This window comes from Lysinibacillus zambalensis (genome assembly GCF_040183165.1).
In the GTDB taxonomy this organism is placed as follows: Bacteria; Bacillota; Bacilli; order Bacillales_A; family Planococcaceae; genus Lysinibacillus; species Lysinibacillus zambalensis.
The window spans coordinates 84,612-104,207 of sequence record NZ_JBEGDG010000015.1; the positions used below are offsets into that span (position 1 = coordinate 84,612).

Sequence of the window (19,596 nt, forward strand, 5' to 3'; positions counted from 1 at the left end):
AGGAGGTGAGAAAATGGCAATTAAAATACCTCCTGTAACTACTGAAGAATGGCTTGAATGTAATGAGTGGAATAGAAAGATTGTTGATAAGTTCTTGAAACAACAACATCTATCAGATAAAACACTTAAACAATATACAAGCGCATTAAAAATCTTTGTGAGATATGTTAAAGATGAATTTGACAACCGCCCTATCCACAAATTAAAAGCAAGACACGCTTTAGATTATCAGAATCACTTGATGTCATTAGAGTTATCTTCTAATGCTGTTAAGTTCAAACGCTCAGCAGTAAGTTCACTTTGTAACTATATTGAACTTTACTATGGCGAAGACTACCCTGAATTTAGAAATATCTTCAACAAGGCTATTCCTTCCCCTCCTAAACAGCTTGTGAGAGAAAAGAATATTGTAGCGAAAGAAGATATTGACAGGCTTATTGCGGAGCTTGAAAAAGAAGGTGAGTATCAAATGATTGCTTACTTCTTATTAAGCTACAGCACAGGCGCACGTAGAGCGGAAATTGCTCAGATGAAAAAAGAGTTCTTTGATATGCCTAAGGTAAAGAACAAAGACTTCTACGCAACACCTCATGTTCGTGGTAAAGGTAAAGGTAAGGTTGGTAAACCGATCAAACTGATGTATAGCGAAGAAGCTAGACAAGCTATTTTAAAATGGCTTGAAATTCGTGGTGAAGACGATAACCCATATGTTTTCGTTCGTAAGTTTAAGAATGGTGAAACAAAAGAACTTAGTCCTGACGCTTTCAATGCGTGGTTTACTAATAAGTTCAATTATATCTTAGGATATAAACTAACACCCCACGCACTTAGACGCTCAAGAGCGACACACTTAGTAGTTGAAGAAGGAAAAGACATTAATAAAGCTAAGGTGCTTTTAAATCACATCTCTACTGAAACAACATCCATCTATGTTATAAAAGATGATTCAGATGAACTAGATGATATTTTCTAATACTTTGAATTATATCCCTACCCTATTTCGGTTAGGGGTTTACTTGAGGGTTTTAGACTGCAACAAAATAGTTGCACAACGACGAATAAAGAAGGAGCTAAACATTTTGAGTATTACAAATAACGAAGTAAAGTTTTTGGTTTCGTTAGATATTGATAAAGATAAATCCAAAAAAAGGATTGATACATTCTTATCTAAAGAAATGAAAGATAAAACACTAACTTTTGATGTAAATGTTGGTGCATCTAATAAAAACATCAAAACATTTTTAGACAAGCATAAAAATAAAAACATTAACCTTAGTTTTGATGTTGCAGTTGGACAAAGTAAAGCAAACATTCAAACTTTCCTAAACAACCAAAAACAAGCTAAGAAATCTTTGATTTTCTATGTTAATGAACAAGCAACACAAACTACAGTCAAGAGTGCTTTAAAGAAAATTGAGGTGCAACCACTTCAGATTTCTTTTGGTGTGAATTATCAACAATCTAAAGCAAATATTAACAAATTTATAGAGACTGTTAAAGTAAACCAAAAACCTATTGAGCTTATTCTAGAAAAAAAAGCTAGTGTCGAAAACATTAATAAAAGCCTAGAACAAATTATTTTTGCTAAGGCAAAAGTAAAACTAGAACTTGCTAAAGGCGCATTTAATCATATTAAAAACACTGTTGAAGAGAAAGAACTACAAGGTCTTAAAACTGTTATGGAGCTTGACGTTGAAAAAACGAAGCTACGCATTTCAGAACAGATTAATAAAATGTCTTTACCGAAGTTCAAAATTGATGTTGTCGCAAATGTTACACCTGTCGTTAGCTCAAAAGCAGTACAAGCCACTGTTAAAGAAGCCCCTTCCAATGTAAAAGAAATACCGTCACCTCCTACTGACTTTAATGGAACTATTGGAGCACTTAAAGAACTCCGCTCTATTCTTGTAGATATAAATACTAAAGTGACTGACTTGAAAAAAAATATGTCTGAGGATACCAGTTTGGGAAAACAACTCTCAGACGACGGAGCTAAAATTTTAGAGATTCGCGAAGCAATTACTTCAACAAAAGAAGCATACGCAAATTTTAAAGGTGCAAACAACGAAGCAACAGAAGCATCGAACAAAGGATCTAAAGCTGCTAATTTATTATCTTTTGCTTTTGGTGGTCTTGGTGCTGCTGGTATGGTAGCAGGCGCTGCTATTCAGTTTTTTACTGCTAGGTCTGAGGAAGCTAAAAAAGCTAAGGAAGAACTTATCGCTAAAAATGAGCAAGAGGTAAAGTCATTTGCAGACAATGAAAGAGCTATTGATAGCTTATTATCAAAATATAGTACACTTTCAGCAGAAAGCAAAGGACAACAACTAGATTCTCAAAAGTATAAAGAATTACTTGTTACTCAAAATGAACTAGGTAAACTACTTCCTAACTTAGTTAAAGGTGAAGATGAATATGGTAATAAAATTCTAGTTTCTTCTATGCAAGCAGAAACTAAAGTTGACATTCTAAAACAAGAGCTTGAGGTTCAAAAACTACTTAATGCTGAAAAGGCAAAAAAAGGACAAGAAGAAGCCGAAGAGACAGCCAGAGACACTATCAAAGACGCCAATAAAGACAAAAAAGCAAACCTAAAAAGTGCTGGCCAATATGTCTACACAATGGATTTAGTAAGTAAAAACTACATGGAACTTAGGGATGAACTGACTAAGGGCATAAATCTTGAAGGAGAATGGTACAGTAGTAAATCTGTAAAAAGTATTGATGATGTAAGACTAGCAATTGAAAGAACAAAAGAAGCTTTAGCTAAAAAGACTGAGTTAAATCTTACTGATGGTGCTATTCGTGACTTAGAGAATTCTAAAGAAGGATTAGAACAAATCTATTTTGAGCTTCTACAAAGTCAAAAAGATGTTATGTCAGGTTTAAATGTATTAAAAACAGGATATACAAAAGACCTAGAAGATACCATTAAATTGACGGGAGACTTCTCTAAAGAAGGTCAAGAAGTATTTGAAGATGTTGCTAACAGTGTTATCAACTTAGCTGAAACTGAGTCTGATTTAGATGAATTCAATGAAGCTATAACTATGGCTTTAGGTAAAAAAGACGCTGACATTGAGAAAAACTTTACTGAATTAGCAGATGCTATTTCTGAAATGAAAAAAAGTGGTATTACTGATGCTGAAGAACTTGAGAAAAAGTATGGTGAATCATTCAATACTATAAAGGGAAGTATCCTAAAAGCACTAAAAGATTCAGGTATTAAAGAAGGTACTGCTCTTTATGAAACATATGAAAAAACTCTTGATAATTTCATAGAATCTAAACTTAACGAAGAAAAAGCGATTAAAGATATCATGGAAACTCAAGGTAAAGGGCGCAAAGAAGCTGAGGAATATTTCAAAACTCATAACGAAGGCGCAGAAGGACTTGCCGATGCTATAGACCCTATGGTGGAGTACGCACAGAAAATCAAAAGTTTCAGCTCTCTAGGAGAGGAAATGCTAGGTGTCACTGGTAAACAAATATCAGAGACAAACGAGTTGGCAGGTATTTATAAATACCTTTCGAGCGTAACTAATAGAACAGCAGATGAAGAGGCTAAACTAGAAGAAGCTATGAAAAATCTCAAGGCTCTCTACCCTCATCTTGTTAAAAATGGTGAGATTAGAATTGAAAGCATAGAGGCTGAGAATAAGATGAATAAGATTCTCACTGAATCTTATACAAACTTGTCAGATGGAAAGTTTAACTCAGAAGAAGAATCAACTTATTATTCTGCTGTTGGTGCAAAAGCTCGTATTGAAAACCTTCAATTAGAGCTAGAAGCTATAGAAAAAGCTAAAAAAACCTATGAAGCAAGCGCACTAGCTATGGGGAAATCTAATAAAATAGCTTCATTAGCTTTGAAAGCCGCCGCAACTATAATGGAAGCTAAAAGAAATGAGAAAAAAGCTCAACTAGAAGAAGAAATAGCGAAATTGAACACAGGAATCAATTCTTTAAGTGCCTCTAATGATAAATACTCTAAATCTAGTGATAAAGCCAGTGAATCAACAGATAATTACTCTAAATCTAGTGATAAAGCTAGTGATTCTTCAAGCAAAGCTACTAAAGAGCAATCAGAACTAGAGAAAATCACTAACAAATATACTCTAACACTTAATAAGCTTAATACTGCTTTAAAAGAGGTTCAAGCTAGACAAAAGAAATATCCTACTTACTCTAAGCAGTACAGACAGGCTCTCTTAGATGAAAATAGATTAATTCAACAGCAAATTGATTTAAACAATCAAAAAGCGAAAGATTTATCCGGTGTTCAAGGTTCTAGTGGTTCAAGCTATACTACTAGTATTGTTAAGCCTAAAGGATTTCAAGGTACAATTACCTCTACTTGGGCTTCACGTTCAGACAATCACAAAGGTATTGATATTGATGGAGCAATTGGTGATTTATTACAATCCAATGTTAAAGGTAAAGTAGCAGCAAAAGGCAAAGACAATGTTTCAGGTAACTATGTTTATGTTATGGATTCTAATGGTCTTAAACACTTCTATGCTCACTTAGATAGTATTGCTGTTGCAATCGGTGACGTTGTTGATGTTGGTACTAAGCTTGGTACTATCGGTAACACAGGTAATGTTGTTAAAGGTAAAGGTGGAGATGGTTCTCACCTTCACTATGGCGTTAAACAAGGTAACACTTGGATTGACCCAACTAGCTACGCTCAAAGCGCTCGTGGTGGCGTACAATCGTACAGTCAAACAAAAGCTAGTTCAGGTGGTTCAGCACAAGCTACTGTTTGGAACTACTTCAAGTCTAAAGGTCTTAGCGATAGTGCTGTTGCAGGTATTATGGGGAATATTCAACAAGAATCTAACTATAGTTCAAATGCAGGCAGAAACGCTCAAGGTAGTGCCTACGGTATCGCACAATGGCGAGGTAGTAGACTATCAGAGCTAAACTCTTATGCAAAAAGCAAAGGTACTAACGCAAGCGATTTAAACACACAACTTGAATTCATGTGGAAAGAGCTTCAAGGCAAGGAAAAACAAGCCCTACACTCGTTAAACAGAACACTATCTGCTACAGAACATGCTTCAAACTTCAATACTCTTTATGAGCGTAGTGGAGAAAAAGCAGGTAGCAAAGGTCACAACAACAGAGTGAACTATGCCCAAAGTGCTTACAACACTTATGCAGGCAAAGGTGGCACTGTAAGCTCAGGCGGTGGCTCAGGCAACGATGAACACGCTGATGCTCTAAATCAAATTGAAGCTCTTAAACAAGAGAATATGGCTCTTGCAGAACAAGCTCAAGAGAACTATTACAAAGGAATTAAGTCAACACTTGAGGAATACCAACGTAATAGAAGTATTGAAGACTTGGGAATTGCTAAACAAGAAGAATTACAGAAAAACATGCTTGAGTATAACAAAGAGTATGAAAACAGCGTTAACAAACAATATACTGCGGAACAACGAAAGTTAAAAAGCTATCAAGCTGAATACGCATATATCCAAAAAATGTATAACGCAGGTGGACTAACTCTTGCTCAACAAGACGAGTTGATTGATAGAAGATATGAATTACAACAACAAATGTTGGAATCTCAAAATCAAATCAAAGCATACTACAACGAGGTTATCAGTGGAAGACTAGCAAGCTTCGACCATAAAAGAGATGGTTTTGCGAAAACTCTTGAGTGGGAAGAAGTTAAGATTCAAGCGCTTGATAAAACTAGCACACGCTATACTAAAACACTTGAAATCATGGCTAACACTCGTAAAGGTCAGCTAAACTCTATGAAAGCAGAGCTTGACTATGTAAACAAAATGTTAAGCAAAGGCAATCTTACAATTGAAATGTATCAGGAGCTTACACAAAGAGCTGATTCATTGAAGAAAGAGCTAGTTGAAGTTAATCAGGCTTTACACCAATTGAACTATGAATTGGTTCAAGCAGTTGCAATTCCTCATGACCTTAAAATTGATGATATTGATTTTGAAATCGCTTATTCTCAATCACTTCGAGGGACACTTGAAGAAGGCTCAGGTGACTATAAAAAAGGGCTTGAGTTTGAATTAGAAAAGCTTAAAGAAAAACTTGGAGAAGTTGAGCAAAAAGGCTTAGATATTCAAAAAGCAATGAAAGGTCAAGATTTAGGAGTAGAAAAACTTCAAGAACTTGAAGAACAGCTTGAGGACAATGCTCTTGCCTACGTTGAAGTTAAGAACGCAATTAAAGACACTGAGCAAGCCATTAAAGACTTTTCAAAATCAATTGATGAACAGATTGCGGAAAAGCGTAAAGACCTTGCAGACCAGCTAATAGATGCCTTAAAAGACGCTATAAACGAAGCTAAAGACATTCAACTTGACGCTCTTGATAAGCTTATTAAAGCTGAGGAAGAACGCCATGATAAGGTTATCAAACAATATGATGATGAACTAGAAGCATACACAAAAATCATTGATGCTAAACGCAGAGAGATTGATGATGCTGATAGAGATAGAAGTCATGGGAACAAACTTGATGAACTTAACACTCAAAAACAAGACTTGCAAAACAAACTAAATCTTCTATCCAACGTAAACACTTACGAAGGTATAAAAGAAAAAGAAGACCTTCAAAAACAAATCGCAGAAATTGAAAAACAAATTGCAGAAGAAAAATATCAGTATGAGAAAGAGCTTCGTGAGCAACAGCTTGACGATATGCTTGAAGAAAAAACTGAGAATATTGAAGACCTAAAGGAAAAAGAAGACAAACACTCAGAAGATGTTCTAAAGTCTCTTAACAAACAAAAAGAATATTGGGAAAAACATTATCAAGACTTACTTAATGATGAAGCTGAATGGGAACGACTTAGAAAGCTTATGGCAGAAGGTCATTATGAAGAAATGATAGCAGAATACGATAAATATATTGGCATGTTAAGGGCTAGTTTACCTGACCTTGAAGATAGATTCGATGGTACATGGGAAGCTGTAGGTACTTCCCTTCGTGAGAATGTAATAGATAAAATGGAAACTCTTAAAGATAAAATTAAAGAAGTACAAGAGGAAATCCAAAAGTTAAATGATATGAAGAATACGGTTACAGGAGATTGGGGAAGCAAAATTCCTGATACTGACCAAACAGCAGAAAACGCTAATAAAGGCGAAAGCCTTAGTGAAGCTGATATGAAAGTTATTTTAGCTAAGTTCATGAATGAAAAAATCGCAGGCTCTCTTGACCCAACAAAAGACGCTGTTAGAATCAAAAACATCAAGGATAAAGCTAGTAAGCTTGCTAGTGAAGGTAGAAGCGAAGGTTCTACTTACAATGCTAACCAATCATTAGGCTCTATTTTTGATTCAATGTCAAGTAGTCAAATCAGCGATATTGGTAAATACTTCCAAAACAACTCTGATGCTAGTGGTTTCATGACTCAAGAGTATTTAGATTACATCAAAGAGTTTGGTAAAACAGCGTCAGCAGGAAAAGTTTTATCTCATGGTGATAAACAAGTTATGCTTGCAAAATACATGAGAGAAACACTTCTTCCTCAGGCAAATAGCCAAGCTAAAAAGGATGCTCTAAAAGGAACTTCTGATAAAATTGCACAGTCAGGAAGAAATAACCTTTCGTTAGTTTCAGCAAGCACAAGCTATGACCAAGCTTTCAGTAAGCTATCAGGAAAACAACAAGCAGAGCTAGGTCAGTATATGTTGGACAACGCAGGTGTTGTTAGTTACCCTGAGTTACGTTCTATCTTAACAGGATATGCTGATAACCTAAGACGCAATTCTACTAATGACTTTACTGGCGCTGACACAGGCGGTATGACTACGAGCTTTGGTTCTACAGGTGGTACAGATGGTAAAGGTGGAAAACTAGCCCTTCTTCACCAAAATGAGCTTATATTCAACCCTGTTGACACACAACGCATGTTACGCATTTCTTCAATTATGGACAATGTAATGCGAACTATCAACGGTGCAATTGCTCTACCTACCCTACCTAAGATTCAACCTAATGACACACCAACAACAGCAGATAACTCAACTGTTGTTCACATCAATATCGAGAGAATGAACGGTACTCAAAGTGATGTTGATAATCTTGCTAAACAAATCCAAAACAGACTATTAAGAGAGAAAGGAAAACGATAAATGAAACAGTCGATACATTTTATGTACGATGGTGTTTCTTCACAGGATATGGGAGTTTTCATTGCTTGGAACGATGATGGTCTTTTCGAAGACAACTTCCTACCTGAAAGAAAAATCATTGAGAAAAAAATAGCAAATCGTGAAAAACCTTACTTTCAGAGAGTGGAACATGAACCACTCTCTTTTAGTTTGTCCTTTGCTATTGCAGATTGGGAAAACAAAGATACGCTAAGAAAATTAGCACGTTGGTTCTTCCAACCTCATTATAAACCCCTAGTATTTGATTCAAACCCCAACAGAGTATTCTATGCCATGTTTGAGGGTGAACCTCAGATATTCCACAATGGGTTGAATGAGGGCTATATAGAATTAGACATTAGATGTGATTCTCCATACAGCTATTCATTTGAACAAACCAAAGAGAATATTGAGCTTCGTGATGTTAATGATGGCGAAAGTGTTGTATTAGATAGTTCAAACTTCTTCTTAGGAGATAACAGCAATAACATTCAATTTACAACTAATGGGTTAACCATTAACACTACACTTTCAACATGGGGAATAGTCTATGCAACTACTGACCATTGGGGAGGAATAACATAATGGAAAAAACAAAAGGTGGACTAGAACTAGATATTACCACTAATTCAACTTTTGAAAATGATGATATTAAAGAAACAATCGTCAATTACGGTAAAAACTTTTCTACTATTGAAAAGTATCTAACAGATTCACTTGAATCACCTGAGGATATTGCCACAGGACAAATAACAGAAAATGGTAAAATCATTTGGAACAAAAACCCTGTAATCGGTGGCTATATTGGTTGGGTAAATGTTCGTGAAGGAAAACATGCTCCTACTTGGAAGCCTAAAATTAGTTACACTGTAGGTCAAGAAATTAAAGCAAAACCTGATAATGGTAACATCTATCGCTGTGTAACAGCAGGAAAAAGTATGGTTAACTCCCCTACTTTCCTAGTTGGTACTGGCGTTGAGTTCTATGACGCTAACGGCAACAAATGGTTTCCTGACTACAACTATCAAGTAAACGATGTTGTCTTTGCTACAAACGGTAGTAGGATATTCTACTACATTTGTGAGACAGCAGGTATTACCAATTCAACTGAGCCTGTTTGGTCAGGTGTTCAATCAGGTACAACAATCATTGATGGCTCTGTAGTTTGGAGAAAAGAAACAACAGTCAAGTGGAAACAAGTAGGCGACTCCTCAAATTTCAGACCTTTCGGAAAAGTTGAGTAGGTGATTATATGGTTAATTGGTCAAGACTAGGTGTTCCTAGAGGGGTTTACATCTCCCCTGCTTTCTTTGTTTCAAATACATTAGACAAGTATATTGCAAACATTAAAGAGACACTAATCAATGTACACAATCAAACGGTAGAATACTACTACAGAGTTTCCTACAATCAAGTTGAATGGACTGATTGGGAAAGATTATTTACAACTTCTTATGACTTCTTAGACAACTATACTTTGGCAGGCTTATATATTCAACTTCAAATAGTAATGGTAGCTGATAATGAAGCTGTAAAGCCTTATTTACAAAAGTTGGAAATTGATTTAAAGCCATATGGTTTTGTAGAAAACACAGGTGACTTACCTATCAAGCCTAAGATATGGATAAGAAAGAAAAACGGTAAAGGTAATATAGCAATCATTAACTTTACAACAGGTCAGAGAGTTGAGTTCAAAGACCTTAATAACAGCGAAGAAATTTATGTTGATTGTGAGAATGAAGAAATTGTTTCAAGCAATCAAGTAAACGGTGTTTACAGGTATGATTCACATAATGATGAATACCTAGAACTAGTGCGAGGAAGCAATTATATTACATCTGAGGGTGACTTTGACCTCGACATTAGACACAAAGCAATACTACTACAAGAATAGCAGGAGGAATGAATAGTGAAGAAAATAGGTGAAATTGATTATGACCTAAAATTACCTAAAAAAAGGCTATTTTTATGCAAGCCAAACAAAAGCACCATAGCTAAAATCAATGAAGCCTATGATGTACAATACTATACCAAGTTAAGTACAGTAAATGAGCTTTCATTCAAAATTCCAACAATCATTATCAAAGATGATGTTCCTATGGAGAACCCTAATATCGAGAGAATCAAGCACCGATATATTTTCAAATATGTGGTTGGTGGAATGACTGAGTATTTTCTTTTCAATGAATCTAACAAAACATATGGTGAAGAAGATTATATTGAATATAGAGCCTATTCATTAGGTGTTCAGTTAAGCGACAAAAACATAAGAGAATTTGAAAAAATAGGTAACTTACAAGAAGTTGCTGAAAGTGTTCTTGATGATGTTTACGGTAGCTTACAGGAAGTTCCAATAAAGCGTTGGAAAATTGGTTATGTTGACAGTTACTTCACTACTTCCGAAACTGCTAAAAGAAAATACAATGTATCTTCAATGTCTCTATTAGAAGTAATCTATGATATGGCTACTAAGTGGAACGCTGTAATCAAGTGGAATACTGAGGATTTAGTTGTTGATTTCTTTAGACCTGAGAATGTTGGATTGAACAAAGGCTTCTACATTCGTGATGGTAAATACTTAGAGAGCTTTGACTTATCAGTTGATAGTAGCTCAACAGTTACTAGATTGAGAGCTTTTGGCTCAGATGGATTAACTTTCAGAAGAATAAACCCACTTGGAGAAGACTATATACAGGACTTCTCTTTTTATATGTACCCATTTGAATATGATAAAAACACACAAAAAGTAATCAAAAGTTCTGACTACATGAGTAACAATCTATGTATTGCGCTCACAAAGTATGAAGACTTAATGAAAAGCTTAGAGAGTGATTATGAAATCATATCTAAAAAACTAGAAGCTCTACAAGAGATTTATACAATTGAAACTGATAGACTTTCAAAAATCACTGTAGAAAGAATCTTGATAGAAAATGAGCGTGATGTTCTTCTAGCTGAGTTCCAAACAGACAAAAGCCATTGGGGTACTAATGGATTTAATGATAGTGGTACAAAAGAAGGAACTCAAGCTCATACTGAGATAATCGAAAGATTAAGAGCTAAAGAAGCTGAGGAATCTGCTCAACAAGCAGTAGTTGAAAATTCTAGGCTCAATGTTGAAGATGTAGAACATGAGAAACAAGTTCACTTAGATAAGCTTAAACCTTCTATAAATTTCACTAATGATGAATGGGCTGAATTACAGAACTTTATCATTGTGCAAGAGTATACTAATGACTCTATCACAAGAGAAGAAGATTTATTAAAAGAATCTAAGACAGTGTTTAAGCAAAATCAAGAGCCAAAAATCAAGTTAACTGTAAGCCTAATAGACTTCCTATCTGTCGTAGAATGTCAAAACGATTGGGATAAATTAGGTCTAGGTGACTCTATTAAAATTCGATACGACAGGCTCAAAGTTAACATCCTTGCTAAAATCATTGAGATTAACTATGACTTTGAAAGCTTCGCAATCACTTTAACTATTGCAAACGAGAAAGACCTTAAAGATGGTAGTGACAAGCTAATGGACTTGCTAAACAAAGCAGACCTTACTTCTACTATCGTAGGCATGGATAAAGATGGTTGGAATCTTTCTAAAGAAAACAACGGTAAGATTAATGACCTAATCAACAATAAGTGGGATAGCTTAAAACAAGCTGTATTAGCAGGTTATGACCAAACAATCACAATTTCAGAGCGTGGTATTATCGTTAAGGCACTTGACGACCCTCAGAGTTGGCTAGTAATTCAAAATGGATTCTTAGCAATCACTAATGACAATGGTAATACATGGAAACACGCAATCTCTAAAGATGGTATTTGGGGAGAGTATATTTTCGGTAAAATTATCTCAGGTGTTAACTTGTATATCGAAGATGAATCAGGCGCTTGGAAAACTCAAGGCTCACGTACAACTATCTATAACGCAGATGGTAAAGAAGTTATGTGGCTTGGTCTTGTATCTGATAATCTAAGGGATGAATTTGATAACATTATTCGTCAAGAACAAGGCGAGTGTTTTGGTCTTAAATCATGGAATGATGCTTCTAAGGTTGAAATCACTGATTGCACAGGTATCGCAATCTCAAGATGGAAAGATGGAGATTGGGAAAAAGTATTTTGGGCTAACACTGATGGTACTCTATACACTAAACACATGGTAGCAGAAGGAATTAAAATAGTAAATGATACTGGCGACCTTATTATGGATGCTGAAAACAACATCTTCAACATTGGTATCTTTAATCAAATTGTTGCAGATGGTAAGCTTACTACTCTTGAAAAACTTCAAATTGCTACAGAGCTACACAAAATCCACGCTGACTATAAAGCTCTATTAACTCATGCTGAAAAGTATATCAAGAGTGATAGAGACAATAATGTTGACTTTGAAGGTGCTTGGGATGGTACAAAATTTCCAACTCAATATGTAGCTTCTGATTTATACAGCACACAACCTCTTACTGATGCTTATACAGCACTAGTTAACTATCTGTCTCAGTTCATTCCTATCACTGAAAAAGGTATTGAAAGAACTAAGAATCTAGAAATTGACCATGACAATCCTCTTATGGAAACAACAAGTGATATTGCTGATAGAGGTTATTTCATTCAAGTGTTCAGAGACTACCACAATCAGTCACAAAAACTTAAAGAGCTTATTCAAGACTCAATATTCTACTCAGGTATTAACATGGGTAAATACTACAACAACCTTATCATGGATAAGTATGGCTTTGTTGCTGTTCGTAATGATGGTAGGTATCGTGCTTACCTTAATGCCACTAATGGTCTTGCCCTTCAAAAATGGGAAAAAGGTAAATGGGTTAGTAAGTTATTTGCAACATTAGGCGACCCTATGTGGGAAGATGGTACTTTATTTGCAGAAGGTCTTGTAACTCACAATTTAAGAATTGTTGATGCTAACATGAACGATAAAATCAAATTTGATTGGTATGATGGTATCACTATTTATGGTGATAACAACGGTGCTATTATCTATCTTAACGGTAATGATGGTATTAAAATCACAGTCAATGGAGATAGAAAGTTTTGGGTTGGTTTGGATGGAAGACTTTATGCAAAAGACATTACTACTCACAACTTAAAGATTGTTGATGGTAACTTAGGTGAAAAAATTACTTTTGACCATGAAAAAGGTATCTCAATCTTTGGTAAAAGCGCTGACATATTCTTAAACGCTAATGACGCTATTAGGATTAAAACTAAGAGTGGTGAAGATAGATTTTGGGTTGATACCAATGGTTCAATGTTTGCTAAAAAGCTATACATCATGGGTGATGATACTGAAATGATTAAAGATATTGATGGTTCATATATCTCTGATTTAACTGTAAACAGTCTGAAAACATTAGGTAGAGGAAATACCAAACAAGATATTATCCACATTGCCAAAAACTTCATGAAGTTCAATACTTTCTTCTCAGGCGCAGAAAAAACAAAGCTAGAGTTCACTTATGAAGGCTCAGGAGATACTTCTTATCCTGTTGCTATATTTGGTGCAGGTAATGGTAGAAGTTATGGTAGTGGTTCTGAGCAAGCTAAAATTTATAAAGATAATAGCAAGTTTGCTATTGAATATGATGCCCCTAATGGTGTAATGACTAAATTCTATTTCAACCAATCAGACACAGATGATTCAGGACAAGCAGTTTACTTTGAATCCAAAGGTGGAGTTCGCTTCCACTCTGATAAAAAGTTCGTTGCAAAAACTGATTTATATGAGTTCTTTAGGGTTGTTAAAGGTCAAGATGCTAAAATGCAATTTGGTCAATACTCATGGATTTCTATTGAAAATGACAATCTAATGATTCGCTTTGATACTAATAACTACATCAAGATTTCAGCAAGTGGTGTAGAAGTTAAAGGAACTAAGATTAGCTTAAACTAGGAGGGCTTCGTATGGCAAAGATAGCTTTAAATGACTCTACAATAACTGATACTACTGCATCTGACCATATCACATATAAGGTATATGAATATCAGGGGCAAACCCCTGATTACTGTGTATCTTGGGACAATGAAGGATATTGTACTCGTTGGGATTCTGATGATATTTATGAATGGGTTGACCATACAACATCTGCAACAGTAAAAGGAAAAGCAGTTTCAACAGTAACAAATGTAACAATTCAAGGTAAAGCCCCTATTGTGCAAGGTGATAAAACAGCAGAGAATGACTCATACAACCTCCCTAGTGGTGGCGTATACGTTAGTGGTTCTCACACTAGCGCTCAAGGCTCTGTAACAGTTGGAAACAGCAACAATGTATTTATCAATGGAAAATCTGTTGCCACTGATAGCTCTACTGTCACAACACACGCAGGAACTAGTTCTAAAATTAATGGTGGAACTAGTTCTACTGTAACAATAGGTTCATAGAAAGAAGGTGATAATTTGACAGTAAAACAACCTGTAAACTATTTAGATTTTAATAATCCTATTCATATAGTTTGGCGAAAAGGAACACCTAATGACCCATTCGTTGATAGATTAGACATTACTCGTGTAGTAAATCAACGTGTGGCTCTATTGGAAATTCCTGATGAACTATATCGAGTAAGGATTCCAAACATGTTCGAGATAAATTATGAAAAATTTATCAAGAGTACGTTAGGAAAAAATGAGTTCTACTGTGATTACACAAATGGATTCATCTACTTTCATGCAGACAAAGAAGCTGAGACAGTTTCTATTGTGTATAAAGGTAGAGGTGTCATTCTGTACCCTTCTAATAGAATTATTCACTATGATGGCACAGACAGCACAGAAACACTATTCAAAATCATTGAGGATTCAAAGACTCAGATTCAAGAGTTAATCGGTCAAACAGCAAACTTTGAAGAAGTTTTAGAGAACATGATTGTCGCTACTAACTTAACTAAAGAAGCTACCGACATTGTTCTCAACACAAATGATAAAACTCTACAATACATTGAGCTTATCAAAGATGCCTATGAGACTACTGTGTTGATTTATCAACCTTATGTACAAACACAAGCTGATATAGCGAAGAAGTACCCCAACCCTAAAGTTGGTTGGACAGTACAAGTCTATGACTCAGGTATTCGCTATCGTTTCAATGGCAAAGAATGGATTCCTATTGACAACTTAGGTGGTAACATTCCTGTTGCTACAGAAAACTATGATGGTCTTATGTCCAAAAAAGACTTTGTTAAATTGAAAGAAATCAGTGTTGATACTGACACAAGAACAATTGTTTTTATCATACCTCAGGAGATTCTACAAGGTGTGCAAGACCCACATGTTGTGTTTCCCCATAGTGGGAAAATCCTAGAGGTTAAGGCTTATGTTTCAAAGACAGGGACAAAGCCTACTAATATTGAGGTACAGAAATCAAGTGATTTCGTGAATTGGAAATCTATCACAGGAAGCCCTATCCTCATAGCACCAAACAAATTTAAAGATAATGGTTATCACACACTTACTGAAACAGTAGTTTCAGAAGGTGATGTGTTTAGGTTACGAGCTGTTGATTATGGTATTGACACTTATAACCTAACAGTAAATATAAAAATCACAATTAACTAGGAAGAAGGAATTTAAATTATGGCAAACGCACCTATCGTATCTTGGTATCAAACAAACAATGACAAAGCAAATGAAGTAAAAAACACAGTAAACTACGGAACTGTTGACGCTGACTCAGAATCACTTCAATTCACATTCTACATTTGGAACAATCGTGGTGGTACAGAAGATTGCTCTAAAATGGAAGAAGTAGTATTCACAACTCGTGACCGAGAAGGTGGTACAGGTGATACTACAGGGGCAATTGTAGAAGCAGTTCGAGACAACTGGTTCAACGTTCGTGTAGACTCTCTAAGTGAATCTGCGTTCACACCTGTAGGTAAAGGTGGAGTTGGTACTGCTAACCCATCGGGAACTAAAGCATTAGGTACAACAGGCACTACTACTAACCCTAAAGGCGCTACTGCTACTGTATGGTCAGCAGGTGCTTCTTACGTGCTTGGTACTTATGTAAGACCAACTACTGCTAACGGTTATGTATACAAAGTAACTCAAGCAGGTATGACAGACTCTACTCAACCAATTTGGACAACTGTTGAAGGTAACACTTTGATTGACGGTTCTATTGAATACGAAGTTATTCGTATCGAACAAACACCTGCTACACAAGAAATCTTAGGTTTCGCTAATAACACATTAGATAACGGTTCTAACGCCAACCTAGCAGGTGGTAACTTCTGCCAAGTAACTGTTTACGCAGATGTACCTATCTCAGCGTCAGCAGGTAAGAACTTACTTGTGCAACGTGTTTCTTACCGTTATGTATAAGATTTTCTAAAAGTAGCATAATGATATACAACTGAATAAAAGAAGGATTTCACATGGCAAGGGGTTCACTCTCCTTGTCATTTATTATGAAAAAAAATGAGAGAAATATCTCAATACAATGAGGAGAATTAATATGTTATTTCAAAATTCAGGAAACTTAAAAGCAATCGAACTACCTTTCAATTGGAACGCTGATTATACAGATGGGACTTATTTATCTGAATATGATTTACAAACACAAAAGAAAAATGACTTCTACAAAATCAAACGTGAGAATGTTGTGCGCTTTGGTGTGTTTGGTCAAAATATGAAGTTTTTCTTTGAAATTGATGGTTCATTCAACTTAGCAGGAAAACGTTATGAGATTGAATACCACCTAGAAAATGGAGAGGTTTTACCCTTAACTAGAAACTTCTTTAAGAAAGACTTAATCACTTACAAACAAGCTTTCACAGACCTTAATGGAATTGAGGGTGTTCAACGCTCTGATGTAGCTTCAATTAACTTTGGTTACAAAACAAATTTTGTAAAAGATGAATTAAACATGTTCTTCCAACCTATTGTAGTTTTACCTGTTGGTCAAGCACCATTCATCGAAGTGAAAATCACTACTAGCACAGACCTTAATGGTCATTTAGTATTCAAAAATCGTGGTGTAGAAGTTGAAAGATTCGAAGCCCCACTAAAAGCTCACAACTCAGGTCAAATTAACTGGAATATCAAATAGCATAAGGAGGAATCACCAATGAAACGATTTTGGCTCGAATTGAAAGATAAAGTAATCAAAATTGATAATACAAATAAAAAGATTATTACTATTTCTAACATTGGTTTAGAGACAGAGTACCTTATTCAAGAAGGTACTTACACACCACAGGAATTAGCAAGAAAAGTAGCGTTGGTTCTTGAAGCAAAATATGGTGAAGAAAACAATGATACCAAAAAAGATTTCTTGGTGTTGTTCCTTGAGGAAAATATAGTTTTCGTTAGAGGAAGTTTTCTTGATTATATCACGAATGGTATTGAACAAATTGACAATGCCAATGAGACTATTAATGGCGCAGAAGCCTACTTAAAGCTATATATTCCTGATGGAACAAAAGATGTGAATGTAAGCAGAATACCTCCTAATTGGACAATTGCACTTCAAAGTGATGGAACATATAAGTATCGCTATGTAAATGACAAAGAAGTCATTGATGGAACTTTAGAAGAACTATCAGACATGGCAAATGTTTATAAGGTATATGACCGATTAAAGGACAGCAACTTCTACAAATATCATACTCACTTTTTTGATGGTGATTTAGCTATGGTTAATGCAAAGTTTGTTGTTAAAACAAATGCAGGAAAAATACTAGATTTACAAGATAAGCTCGATATAAACACTAAGTCAATCCTTGATGTAACAACTGATGGAAGATATTTATATTTCTTCAACAAGGATAGAGATTCAGGTCTTTATGACTTATTGGTTAGAGACAGTGTTAGTGGAGAAGTTAGTGTCTTTGCAGAAAACAAGGATATTAGTGGTGTAACTCAACCTGTAATCATCTGTAAGCATGGTGTAAACAAAGACAAGCGTATTGCAATTGTAAGCAACGTAGATGTTACACCTTCGATAAACAAACATTTATTAGAAGTTTTTGACTTAACAAATGGAAATAGATTAGAGCAAAAGAATGTTTACAGTTATGACGTTCAAGGTGGTAGTGCTGAATATGCCCTCTCCCCTGATTTTAACAAACTTTTCTATTTCGATAATTCTCTAACTTACTTGTATGTTAAAACTGTTGGTGCTTACTCAGACGATAGAACAATCAATTTTAACACTATTTACGCTTCTATTGGTGGAACAAATCGTAGAGCATACATTTTAGGTTTAAGTCCTGATGGCTCAAAAGCAATCTATTACATTCCTAAAACAAATGGAAACCATAGAGTAGTACACATGAACATGCTTAGTGAAGTAGCTGACTACTACTATGAATCAACTGATTACAACTTAAACAGATATGATATGCGTAAGTATATTGATGATAGTAGCTTTATTGTCGCAGGGAAAATTTCATTGCGTAGCAACAGTAGACAACACTACGCTTTCATTCACTACACTGTCAATTGGGAAACTAGAACAATACTAGAGCGTTGCCTATATGTTACAGAAGGAACAGCTTATACAAATGAACCCACATGGACTAATGGTTTTGATGTAAGTCCTGATAACACTAAGATATATGGTTCAGTATTATCAATTAACTCAGGTTCAACAAGCTATAACACAGGTGGAATTTTTGAGTATGACTTCCCCTTCAAAGGTGCGTTCTCAGGAATTGCAAGAGTAAATTTCCCATATCAAGAGTATCGTGTAATACCAACAAAAGCTATCAATATGCCTTATGGTTTAGCTGTAGATAGAAACAATATAATAACTTACAGCACACAAGACAAAATTAACAAAAAAATATTATAGGAAGTGATTGAATGTCAATTGTAGGTGGAAATGTAGAAATCAAGGACTTTATCATTGATTTCACCTCTCCTAATGGAAACTTTAATAAAACCTCTTATGATGGTAGCTTACATTTAAAGGTTTCTAAAGTGGATAATTCAGGAAAACCTATTTATGAAGAAGAAGGAGTCTATTACTCAGATATTATTGACCTTAAAGATAAGTTCAAAAAGTTCGATAAGGTAGTAGCTACCTTCACAAACAGTGGTGTTAACCAACCTTCTTCTTTCACTATAGAAACTCGCTCAGGCGCAAGTGCTTATACATTGGGTGAATGGGTTGCAGTTGCCCCAACAACTAACGAAATCAAGTCAACAATTAATAGATTTATTCAAGTTAGATTTATCTTCAAATCAGGATATGAGTATGAAGATGAGGTTTTATCAGATTTTAATAGTGAAAATGACGCTTTGTTATTCAATGGTAACACTAGCCTTATTGACACAACAAATGGTTTATCACTAAAAAGAAATCACAAAATCAAAGTAGCCAAAACATTTGATTGGCAAGGAATTGGAACTTTGGGTACTTATGTATTCAAAGAATCTGAGTGGAGAAGATTCGATTCATTCAGACTTTTCCACGAAAGCGAGGTTTAATAAA

General features: G+C 35.2%; 12 protein-coding genes. All 12 read left to right on the plus strand.

The window, feature by feature from the left end:
* Positions 1 to 13: 13 nt before the first annotated feature.
* The 12 genes from ABNX05_RS18150 to ABNX05_RS18205 all read left to right on the plus strand — a co-directional run bounded on the left by ABNX05_RS18150 (position 14) and on the right by ABNX05_RS18205 (position 19,592).
* Positions 14 to 973 (plus strand): tyrosine-type recombinase/integrase, encoded by a 960-nt coding sequence (locus ABNX05_RS18150; RefSeq protein WP_349660997.1) that lies wholly within the window; start codon positions 14 to 16, stop codon positions 971 to 973.
* Positions 960 to 8,120 carry a phage tail tip lysozyme gene (locus ABNX05_RS18155; protein ID WP_349660998.1) on the plus strand — a complete coding sequence of 2,387 codons (7,161 nt, stop codon included), beginning with the start codon at positions 960 to 962 and terminating at the stop codon, positions 8,118 to 8,120. Before ABNX05_RS18150 ends, ABNX05_RS18155 begins: the two co-directional genes overlap by 14 nt.
* Positions 8,121 to 8,723 (plus strand): distal tail protein Dit, encoded by a 603-nt coding sequence (locus ABNX05_RS18160; RefSeq protein WP_349660999.1) that lies wholly within the window; start codon positions 8,121 to 8,123, stop codon positions 8,721 to 8,723.
* A complete protein-coding gene (locus ABNX05_RS18165; RefSeq protein ID WP_349661000.1) occupies positions 8,723 to 9,382 on the plus strand; it encodes a hypothetical protein in 660 nt (219 codons plus the stop codon). The genes ABNX05_RS18160 and ABNX05_RS18165 overlap by 1 nt, the downstream gene beginning before the upstream one ends.
* An 8-nt stretch (positions 9,383 to 9,390) precedes the next feature.
* Positions 9,391 to 10,032 (plus strand): hypothetical protein, encoded by a 642-nt coding sequence (locus ABNX05_RS18170; protein ID WP_349661001.1) that lies wholly within the window; start codon positions 9,391 to 9,393, stop codon positions 10,030 to 10,032.
* Between the two features lie 15 nt (positions 10,033 to 10,047).
* The gene (locus ABNX05_RS18175) at positions 10,048 to 14,052 is read left to right on the plus strand and encodes a phage tail protein (protein ID WP_349661002.1); all 4,005 of its coding nucleotides are present in this window, start codon (positions 10,048 to 10,050) and stop codon (positions 14,050 to 14,052) included.
* 11 nt (positions 14,053 to 14,063) lie between these two features.
* Positions 14,064 to 14,543, plus strand: a complete 480-nt coding sequence (locus tag ABNX05_RS18180; RefSeq protein WP_349661003.1) for a PAAR domain-containing protein — start codon at positions 14,064 to 14,066, stop codon at positions 14,541 to 14,543.
* 15 nt (positions 14,544 to 14,558) lie between these two features.
* Complete coding sequence (locus ABNX05_RS18185) at positions 14,559 to 15,713, plus strand: hypothetical protein (RefSeq protein ID WP_349661004.1); 1,155 nt, start codon at positions 14,559 to 14,561, stop codon at positions 15,711 to 15,713.
* A gap of 18 nt (positions 15,714 to 15,731) precedes the next feature.
* A complete protein-coding gene (locus tag ABNX05_RS18190) occupies positions 15,732 to 16,481 on the plus strand; it encodes a hypothetical protein (protein WP_349661005.1) in 750 nt (249 codons plus the stop codon).
* Between the two features lie 133 nt (positions 16,482 to 16,614).
* Positions 16,615 to 17,208: a hypothetical protein gene (locus ABNX05_RS18195; RefSeq protein ID WP_349661006.1), complete on the plus strand. Its 594-nt coding sequence runs from the start codon at positions 16,615 to 16,617 to the stop codon at positions 17,206 to 17,208.
* Positions 17,209 to 17,226: 18 nt separating this feature from the next.
* Positions 17,227 to 18,954 carry a hypothetical protein gene (locus ABNX05_RS18200; RefSeq protein WP_349661007.1) on the plus strand — a complete coding sequence of 576 codons (1,728 nt, stop codon included), beginning with the start codon at positions 17,227 to 17,229 and terminating at the stop codon, positions 18,952 to 18,954.
* An 11-nt stretch (positions 18,955 to 18,965) separates the two neighbouring features.
* Positions 18,966 to 19,592 (plus strand): hypothetical protein, encoded by a 627-nt coding sequence (locus ABNX05_RS18205; protein WP_349661008.1) that lies wholly within the window; start codon positions 18,966 to 18,968, stop codon positions 19,590 to 19,592.
* Positions 19,593 to 19,596: the final 4 nt, after the last annotated feature.